This is a genomic window from Parahaliea maris (assembly GCF_008064665.1).
Classification (GTDB): Bacteria; Pseudomonadota; Gammaproteobacteria; order Pseudomonadales; family Halieaceae; genus Parahaliea; species Parahaliea maris.
The window spans coordinates 97,768-107,276 of sequence record NZ_VRZA01000010.1 but is presented as its reverse complement, the minus strand read 5'-3'; the positions used below and the strand labels follow the sequence as shown (position 1 = coordinate 107,276).

Sequence of the window (9,509 nt, the reverse complement as noted above, 5' to 3'; positions counted from 1 at the left end):
CCGCCAGCCCCGGCCGCGGTCGCTTCCAGCACATCGCCGATGTCGCCGTCGCCTTCCAGGGCGGTCAACAGGGCGTCAATGGATTCGTCTTCAACACTGGCCTCGTCCGGCCCGGCGGCCCGCGCCGCGACGAGGTCGCGGGTGATGGCCATTTCCTCAACGCCAGAAACGACGAAGGGCTCGCCATCCATCATGGAGAGCTCGACGTAGGCGCCATCCGGCGTCACTACGGTCTCCCCCTCAAGTATCACGTCGCCCGGGCGAATCTCGCGCAGCTCGCCGTCTTCGTTGCGGGCAAAGGCTTTCCCTACCACTGCCACCACGTTTGCTATTGCTACATTGGCCATGAGTCAGTTCCTTCTTGTTGCCGGATACCCGGCTTTAGCGGACCAAGTCCAGTATTGGGACTTTCAATACTAAGTCAGCCGCAGAAAAGCGGTATTGGACTTAAGGGCAGTAAGTCGAGACAGGCTGTGATTCAGTTCACAGATGTGTAAGTGGGGATATTATTCATGGCGAGGGCGAGCTGGACCCGGTCCCGAACGCCCAGTTTCTCGAAGATAGAGGACAGGTGGGCTTTTACCGTGCGCTCGCTGATCTCCAGGGCGGCGGCAATTTCGAGGTTGCTGGCGCCGTGGGCGACCTGCTCGGCCACCATCAGCTCCCGGGAGGTCAGGGAGTCCAGTTCAGGGCGCTCCGGGGCCGGCGTGGGTACGACCCGCAGGGACAGGCCCATCAGCCGCTGGACCAGCTCCGGCAGCATCCACAGCCCACCGTGCTCGACCACCAGGGCGATCTCGCGCAACTGCTCGGGGGCCGCCTCCACATGGCAGTAGCCCACCGCCCCCTGATTGAGCGCCTCAAAGGCCTCCGCTTCAGTGGGTACCGGCGACATCAGCACCACGCGGCTGCCTGTAGCCACGGCCTCCCGCACCCTGGCCATGCAACTGACGCGATCCTGCCCGCTGCCATCGAGCCACAGCACCTGCTGCCCGGGGAGTGACCGTGCCGCGGCCTCCGCCACCTGCTGCACCGACTGCGCATCGCCAAAGGCCTGCTGCCAGCGCTGGCGCAACTGCCCGTCCGGGGTCACAAAGAGTTGTTCCATCAACGCTCCGTCATCGCTCTGTCATCGCGTACTGCTTGGCCCTGAGCACCGGCTTCATGAGGTAGGCCAGGATGGTTTTCTTGCCGGTCAGGATGTCGGTTTCCACCGTCATACCCGGAATGATCGGCAGGTCTTCACCGATAGTGGACTCCTCGGTACGCACGTTTACCTCGTAGAAGGGGTTGCCCTCCTCGTCCATGATCGTGTCCGCTCCGATGTGCTCAACCACCCCTTCCAGGCCGCCATAGACCACGAAGTCATAAGCGGTAAATTTCACCAGCGCTTCCTGCCCGGGCACCAGGAAAGCAATGTCCTTGGGCCGTATACGCACCTCCAGCAACAGGGTGTCGTCCAGCGGCACCACCTCGACAATTTCCTTGCCCGGCAGCACCACCCCGCCAATGGTATTGAAGTAGAGCTGCTTGACGGTGCCCTTCACCGGCGAGCGCACTTCGGTTTGGGATACCCGGTCCGACAGGCCGGTACCCGCCGCCCGCAGGCCGTTGATCCGCGCCAGGGTTTCCGTGAGCTGGGTCCGCGCCTCGTTGGCGAACTCGATCTCCACCTCAGTGACCTTGCGCTCGGCCTCGGTAATGGCGGAACGGATACGCTTCACCTGGGCCTGGGCCTGGGCGTACTCACCGTCAAGGCGATTGACCTCACGCTCCAGCCGCAAAATCTCCACCTGGGATACTGCCCCGGTCTGCACCATGGGCCGGGTCACACTCATTTCCTGGCGCACCAGCTCCAGCGAGCGGCCCAGCTGGCGCGAGCGGGCGGTCACTTCGGACAGCTCCTCCCGCCGCTGCAGCAATTGTTCACTGGCGATTTCCTTGTCGACGGCAAGCTGGGCCTTGCCCGACTCGAACAGGGCCAGTTCCTCATCGACAATCTCCGGCACCTGCTGCCGCCACTCGCCCAGGGGCTCGAAGGCCTCCCCCCGCACCGCCGCCCGCAGGCGAGCGGCCTTGACCAGCATGGCCTGCAGCTCCGCCTGACTCTCGCGCAGGCTGGATTCCGAACGGGTCTGGTCCAGCCGCACCAGCAGCTGCCCCTTCTCGACAATATCGCCCTCGCGCACCAGGATTTCAGTGACCACCCCACCGTCCTGGGACTGGATCACCTGTACCTTGCGGGAGGGAATCACCTTGCCCTGGCCGCGGGTGACCTCGTCAATCTCCGCCAGGGCCGACCAGACCACCAGCGCGATCACCGTGACCGCCAGAAAATACAGTAACGCCCGCGCCCGCAGGGGCTGCTGGGCCAGGTAGGCGCGGTGGGCGTCGTGCTGCCAGGTGCGCGGCTCGTCCTCAGGGTCCTTCAGCCAGCGCCCGAATACCCAGTCCGCCAGGTAGCGCCGCCGCGGCGGCGCTGCGTCGGCAGGTTCCAGTAACTGTTCCGGCGTCGTATTGGCAGTCATGTCGTTCATTTGGCCGCCCCGATCTTGCCCTGCTGCAGAGCCTGGATAACGCTGTCACGGGGGCCGTCGGCCACCAGCTTGCCGTTGTCGATCACGATGATCCGGTCCACCATCTCCAGCAGGGAGTTGCGGTGGGTAACTACCACCCAGGTGCGCCCTTTCACGTACTCCTGCAATTGCCGTTTGACCGCCACCTCGGTGGAATGATCCATCGAGCCGGTGGGCTCATCCATCAGCAGGATGGGCGGATCGTGAATCACCGCCCGCGCCAGGGCCACGCACTTGCGCTGCCCGCCGGACAGCGATTCACCCCGCTCCCCCACCAGCATGTCGAAACCCTGGGGGTGGCGGTTGATGTAATCCCCCAGGTTGGCAATCTCCGCGGCGCGCACCAGGGCGGCGTCACTGACATTGCTGTGGGACAGGGTCAGGTTGTCGCGCAGGCTGCCGTAGAACAGGGTCACATCCTGCGGGGCATAGCCCACGCGCGAGCGCAACTCACTCGGGTCCAGCTGGCGCAGGTCTATGCCGTCGACCATGATCGCGCCTTCGGTGGGCTGGTAAAGCCCCATCGCCAGTTTCTGCAGGGTCGATTTACCCGAACCCACCCGGCCCAGAATCGCCACGTGCTCGCCGGGCTTGATACGGAAGGACACGTTGCTCAGTGACTCCATCTCGCTACCCGGGTAGGCAAAGGAGACATTGCGGAACTCGATGTCGCCCTGGAACATCTCCCGCGACAGGAACTGGGCGCCCTCGGCGCGCTCCATCGGCTGGGCCATCACCTCGTTGAGGGACTTCATCGCCACCTGGGCGTTGTGGAAAGAGGTAATCAGGCCTGCCACCTGGCCAAAGGGTGCCATCACCCGGGAACCGAGCATGGTGCAGGCAATGAGCCCCCCCATACTGAGTTCACCGGCGGAAATCAGGTACACCCCGGTGACAATCACGAACATGGTCACCATCTGCTGGCTCCACATGGTCACGTTCACCGTGGAATTGGATACCAAGCGCAGTTGCACGCCGACATGGGCCAGGAACGAGGTGGTTTCCTCCCACTTGCGCTGCATCCGCGATTCGGCGCCCATGGCCTTGATGGTGTCCAGGCCGACCAGGCTTTCGATCAGGGTGGAATTGCGCAACGCACTCGCCCGGTAGGTGGTTTCCGTCAGTTCCCGCAGCTTGCCCTGGGTCGCCAGGGCATAGCCCAGTACAGCCGCCAGGCCCAGGCCAATCGGCACCAGCACCATCGGCGCAATCCAGGCGATCACTCCGAGAAAAATCAGGGCGAAGGGCACGTCGATCAGGGTGGTGATCGACGCCGAGGTAATGAAGTCCCGCACGGTCTCGAAGGAGCGCAAATTCAGGGCATAGGAGCCCACCGAAACCGGTTTGCTCTCCAGCCGCGACCCCAGCACCCGCTCCATGATCTGCGCCGAGAGCTTCATATCAACCCGCCGGCTGGCCAGGTCGAGGAAGTAGGCACGCATGGTGCGCAGGGTAATATCGGCGATCAGTACTATGCCCACGCCCGCCGCCAGCATCCACAGGGTTTCCACCGCGTAGTTGGGCACCACGCGGTCGTACACGTTCATGGTGAACAGCGGCAGCGCAAGGGCGAATACGTTAATGAAAAAAGCCGCCAACAGTACGTCCCGGTAGATGGGCGCGTTGGCGCGGATGGCGTCCCAGAACCAGTGGCCGCGGCTACTCTCGCCGCTGGCAGGCGTGCGCTGGTCGAAACGAAAACGGGGGCGGCACAGAATGGCGCGGCCGGTATCCTGCTGCCGCAGGCGCTCTCCCGGCACGTCCACCGCCGCTTCGTTGAGGTCGGGGTAAATGACTTTTGCGGTATCGCCGGCCGCGTCCCACTCCAGCAGCAGGCAGGCGCGGTCATTTTCCAGCAACAAAACAGCGGGCAACAGCTCGGTTTCGATAGCGCCAACTGTGCGCTCGACAATGCGACTGACCAGCCCCACCCGACTCGCTGCACGCTCGAACAGGGAGGGTGTCAGCCGGCCGTTGACCAGCGGCAAACCACCGGAGAGCGCTTCCGCTGTGGAGGCACTACCGTGGTAGCGACACAGTGCCAGCAGGCACTGCAGCAGGCTGTCGTCTTTTACTGCTGAGTTCAATGCGTTTGCCCCTACTGCCTCTCCCTGTACCCAGTCTTGGCGCTAAGCATCTGAAAGGGAAAGAGTTATTGTGGCAGCCAGAATAGGCGAGAACCCCTTAAAATGCCATCCGGGGAATGCGCCACTAATCACAGTTCGGGGAAGGAAGCTATTTGGGGATAAGTCGGAAAATCGCTTTTTGTGAGGCGCCTCACACTCCATAATTCCCACGGACACCGATACAGAAAAATACCGCGTTAGCGGGAGGCAAAGCCGCCGCGCGGTGCTAGGCTGTCAGGGAACACCGGAGATGCGAGATGTCTGATAAAAAATCGGTATTCGAGTCACACGACTTGCACCATTCCATCGAGGAAAATGGTGAGCAGAAGTACACCGGGCCGGAGCGCCGCAAGGATGACCGCCGCAAGACCCAGGATCGCCGCACCGAGGTCAGGTTTGACCCCGGCAAACAGGACCGACGCCAGAAGCAGGGCCGTCGCAAAGGCGACAAGACCCCGAAATTCTGGTGATGACTAGTCGCTAGTATTCAGCTCAGCTATTTAGCTCAGACCCACTGCAGCGCGCGCCCGGCCAAAGGCTTCAAGGGCGAACTCGATGTCGTCACTGCTGAGCGCTGCCGACATCTGGGTGCGAATCCTGGCCTTGCCCTGCGGCACCACCGGGTAGGAAAACGCCACCACATAAACTCCCAGTTCCAGCATCGCTTCGGCAAAGCGCGCCGCCAGTGCGGCATCGTGCAGCATTACGGGCACAATAGGGTGCTCGCCGGGCAGCAGTTCAAAACCCTGCCGCTCGAGCCCTTCCCGGAACTGCGCCGTGTTGCGAGCCAGTTGCTCGCGCAGGGCGGGCTCCTCGCTCACCAGTTCAATGGCGCGAATGGCCCCGGCCACCACGGGCGGCGCTACCGTGTTGGAAAACAGGTAGGGGCGCGAGCGCTGGCGCAGCAGGTCAACGATCTCCGTGCGCGCCGCGGTGTAACCCCCGCTCGCACCGCCCAGGGCCTTGCCGAGGGTACCGGTGATGATGTCCACCCGGTCCATACAGCCGCGCAATTCATGAGTTCCGCGGCCGCCGGCCCCCACAAAGCCGGTAGCATGGCAATCGTCAAAGTGCACCAGGGCCTGGTAACGCTCGGCCAGGTCGCAGATTTCGTCCAGGCGGGCGATATAACCGTCCATGGAAAATACGCCGTCGGTCGTGATCAGCTTGAAACGGGCACCGGCCTTGTCGGCAGCCTGCAACTGGGCTTCGAGGTCTGCCATGTCGTTGTTTTTGTAGCGATAGCGCTGCGCCTTGGACAGGCGCACACCGTCGATAATGCTGGCGTGATTCAATTCATCGGAAATGACCGCGTCTTCAGCTCCCAGCAGGGTTTCGAACAGGCCACCGTTGGCGTCGAAGCAGGAGGGGTAGAGGATGGTGTCCTCGGTACCGAGGAAGGCGCTGATCTTTTCCTCCAGTTCCTTGTGCAGGGTCTGGGTGCCACAGATGAAACGCACCGACGCCATGCCGTAGCCCCAGTCGTGCAGGCCCTGCACCGCCGCGGCATTCACTTCGGGATGCTGGGCCAGGCCCAGGTAGTTGTTGGCGCACAGGTTCAGAACCTCCGCGCCGCCCTTGACCCCGACGTGGGCGCCCTGGGCCGTGGTAATCGCGCGTTCTGACTTATACAGTCCGGCGTCGCGGATACCGGCCAGTTCGTTGGTCAGGTGCTCTTGGAATTGATCGTACATAGTAGATTCCTGCTTTCTTGGTACTGGCCGAATGAATTCGGCACTACATGGGTATTACTCCAACACCATGGCATTTTACCTTCTGTAGGTACTGGCCGAATAAATTCGGCCCTACATGGGTATTACTCCAACACCATGGCATTTTACCTTCTGTAGGTACTGGCCGAATGAATTCGGCCCTACATGGGTATTACTCCAACACCATGGCATTTTACCTTCTGTAGGGTCGAATTTATTCGACCGAACGCGGTACTCCACCCCCGGCCGAATGAATTCGGCCCTACGGTGGTTGAGCGGGCGGGCGCTATGCTTCCCAGTTGAGAATCACTTTGCTCGCTTCGCCGGCGTTCATCACGTCGAAGCCACGCTGGAAATCTTCGAAGTTCATGCGATGGGTAATCACCGGTGAGATATCCAGCCCGGAGTCGATCATCACCGACATTTTGTACCAGGTCTCGTACATCTCCCGGCCGTAGATACCCTTGAGGGTCAGCATGTTGAAGATCACCGTATTCCAGTCGATAGCGGTCTGCTCACCCGGGATGCCCAGGATCGCCACTTTGCCGCCATGGCACATATTGGCCAGCATGTCGTTAAAGGCCTTGCCATTGCCCGACATCTCCAGGCCAACATCAAAGCCCTCTTCCATACCGAGTTCTTGCTGCACGTCGGCCAGGCTCTCGCGCCCCACATTCACAGTACGGGTGGCACCCAGTGCCGCGGCGCGCTCCAGCCGGGAGTCGATCAGGTCGGTGACCACGATGTGCCGGGCGCCCGCATGCTTGCAGACAGCCGCCGCCATGGCTCCGATCGGGCCCGCCCCTGTGATCAGCACATCTTCACCCAGCAGGTCGTACTGCAGCGCGGTATGGACGGCATTGCCAAAGGGATCGAACAGGGCCGCCACGTCAAGGTCGATACCGGGGCTGTGCTCCCAGACATTGGACATGGGCAGGGCAAGGTATTCGGCGAAAGCGCCGGGGCGGTCGACACCGATCCCGGAGGTGTGCGCACACAGGTGGCGACGCCCCGCCATGCAGTTACGACAGCGGCCGCAAACCACGTGGCCCTCACCCGAGACAATCTGGCCGGGGCGGAAATCGATCACATTGGAGCCCACCTCGACGATCTCACCGACAAACTCGTGACCTACAACCATGGGCACCGGTATGGTCCTCTGGGCCCAGGCGTCCCAGTTGTAGATATGCATGTCGGTACCGCAGATCGCGGTGCGCTTGACCTTGATGAGGACGTCGTTAATGCCCACTTTGGGCTCGGGCACGTCGTCCAGCCAGAGTCCAGGCGCCGCCTCTTTTTTCACCAGTGCTTTCATTTTTCATCCCGTGCCTGCAAACAGGCGTTCACTATCTCAGAAAATTTCCGCTATAGTAGACGCCACACTTCCTTCATACAAGACAAATTTCCCGCATACCGGAATTCGCCATGACCAAGCCCGCCACCGACCCCGCCAGCAAGGTACTTTGCGAACGCGTGACCGAACTGCGCCAGCGCAATAATTTCACCCTCGAGCAGCTCGCCGCCGCTTCCGGCGTCAGCCGCTCGATGCTCAGCCAGATCGAGCGCGGCCAGGCCAACCCGACCCTGGCAGTCACCTTCCGTATCGCCCAGGCCTTCGGCCTGAGTATAGGCGAACTGGTCGACGACCCCGGTGCGGGGGGGCATATCGAGCTGGTGCACGGAGATGACCCGGCGCACCTGTTCCGCGCCGACGGCGAGTGCCGGATACGCACCCTGTCGCCGCTGCACATGGAAAAAGACATGGAGTTCTATGAGGTGGTGATACAGCCAGGCTCCAGCCTGGACAGCTCAGCCCATTTTGACGGTACCCGTGAACTGTTTACCGTTGCCAGCGGATCTGCCGAAATCAGCGCCGGCAGCACCGAGTGTGAGCTGGCCGCGGGGGATTCCGCCCATTACCGGGCCGACGTGCCCCACTGCATTGCCAACCGGGGCGAGGCGGTCCTCACCGGGTATCTGGTGGTGACCTACAAGTGAACCGGGCTGCTAGTGCAAGAGCGTCAGGTAACCCGGCGCCGCAGGCTGTGGGCGAGGAACAGGGCAGCCGACAGCAACAGCACCGCACCACCCTGGTGGGCCGCTGCCAGCGGCACCGGTACGTGCAGCAGCAGGGTGCTGATGCCCAGCCCCAGTTGCAGCACCAGGACCAGCAGCAGTAGCACCACCGCCAGGCGCACCCGGCTCCCGGGCCCGAGACGCCAGGCGAGCGCTGCAAATGCCGGGATCAGCAGGGCCAGCAGGTAGGCGAAGATACGGTGGTTGAACTGGACGGTGGTAATGTCCTCGAAGGCATCGAGCCAGGGGGGCACGCCGCTATACAGGCCGGGTGGAATAAAGCCGGTGCCCATCAGGGGCCAGGTATTGTAGGCAAAACCGGCCTTGGTACCCGCCACCAGGGCGCCGGAGAGAATCATCAGATACACCAGCACAGCCAGGCCCAGGCCGGGGCCGCCCAGCGGGCCAATGACCCCACCACGGGCTGGCCGGGCGAAGCGCAGATCGAAGATCAGCCACAGCATGTAGGCGTAGATGAGTACCGCCAGCCCCATGTGGGCGGTCAGGCGATACTGGCTCACGTGAGGGTTGTCCACCAGGCCGCTCTTGACCATGAACCAACCCAGTAGCCCCTGGCCCCCACCCAGCAGGAACAGCAGCCAGAGCTTGGGCTGAAGACCCGCCGGCACCCGCTGGCGCAGCATGAAGTACACCATGGGGAAAAAGAACAACACCCCGATCAGCCGCCCCAGCAGACGGTGCAGGTACTCGAACATGAAGATCGACTTGAACCCTTCCAGGTCCATGCCGCGATTGATCTTCTGGTATTCGGGTGTCGCCTTGTACTTGTCAAAGGTGTCGTGCCAGGCCTCTTCCGACAGGGGCGGTATGGCGCCCATGATGGGCTTCCACTCGACCATCGACAGGCCGGAATTGGTCAGGCGGGTAACACCTCCGAGAATCACCATGCCAAACACGACGGCGGCGCAGAGGGTCAACCAGGCCGCTATCTGGCGGTCATACTGGCGTTGCTGTTGGGACAGAAGCATAGAGATTCAGCGCTGGAAATCGGGGGCAGC

9 protein-coding genes are annotated in these 9,509 nt (G+C 62.4%); 2 read left to right on the top strand and 7 right to left on the bottom strand.

Going from position 1 to position 9,509, the window contains the following annotated elements; genetic code table 11:
* From FV139_RS19965 to FV139_RS19950, 4 genes are all read right to left on the bottom strand, one after another.
* Positions 1-347: retention module-containing protein (locus FV139_RS19965; protein WP_148070259.1), on the bottom strand; the 347-nt coding region annotated here is incomplete at its 3' end.
* Positions 348-478: 131 nt separating this feature from the next.
* Positions 479-1,108 carry a response regulator transcription factor gene (locus FV139_RS19960; RefSeq protein WP_148070258.1) on the bottom strand — a complete coding sequence of 210 codons (630 nt, stop codon included), beginning with the start codon at positions 1,106-1,108 and terminating at the stop codon, positions 479-481.
* Positions 1,109-1,118: 10 nt separating this feature from the next.
* Complete coding sequence (locus tag FV139_RS19955; protein ID WP_235898736.1) at positions 1,119-2,537, bottom strand: HlyD family type I secretion periplasmic adaptor subunit; 1,419 nt, start codon at positions 2,535-2,537, stop codon at positions 1,119-1,121.
* The gene (locus FV139_RS19950; RefSeq protein ID WP_148070257.1) at positions 2,534-4,663 is read right to left on the bottom strand and encodes a type I secretion system permease/ATPase; all 2,130 of its coding nucleotides are present in this window, start codon (positions 4,661-4,663) and stop codon (positions 2,534-2,536) included. The genes FV139_RS19955 and FV139_RS19950 overlap by 4 nt, the downstream gene beginning before the upstream one ends.
* Positions 4,664-4,959: 296 nt before the next feature.
* Here FV139_RS19950 and FV139_RS19945 point away from each other — a divergent pair, with 296 nt between their 5' ends.
* Positions 4,960-5,172, top strand: coding sequence for a hypothetical protein (locus FV139_RS19945; RefSeq protein WP_148070256.1), 213 nt, complete (start codon positions 4,960-4,962; stop codon positions 5,170-5,172).
* A 30-nt stretch (positions 5,173-5,202) separates the two neighbouring features.
* On the opposite strand, the gene FV139_RS19940 is transcribed toward FV139_RS19945, so the two are convergent.
* Entirely contained in the window at positions 5,203-6,396 is a 1,194-nt protein-coding gene (locus tag FV139_RS19940; RefSeq protein WP_148070255.1) for a glycine C-acetyltransferase, read from the bottom strand.
* Positions 6,397-6,700: 304 nt separating this feature from the next.
* Positions 6,701-7,729, bottom strand: coding sequence for an L-threonine 3-dehydrogenase (gene tdh / locus FV139_RS19935; RefSeq protein WP_148070254.1), 1,029 nt, complete (start codon positions 7,727-7,729; stop codon positions 6,701-6,703).
* A 110-nt stretch (positions 7,730-7,839) separates the two neighbouring features.
* Between tdh and FV139_RS19930 the strand changes: the two genes are divergently transcribed.
* Positions 7,840-8,412, top strand: coding sequence for a helix-turn-helix domain-containing protein (locus FV139_RS19930; RefSeq protein ID WP_148070253.1), 573 nt, complete (start codon positions 7,840-7,842; stop codon positions 8,410-8,412).
* A gap of 23 nt (positions 8,413-8,435) precedes the next feature.
* On the opposite strand, the gene FV139_RS19925 is transcribed toward FV139_RS19930, so the two are convergent.
* Entirely contained in the window at positions 8,436-9,479 is a 1,044-nt protein-coding gene (locus FV139_RS19925) for a COX15/CtaA family protein (protein WP_148070252.1), read from the bottom strand.
* Positions 9,480-9,509 lie beyond the last annotated feature (30 nt).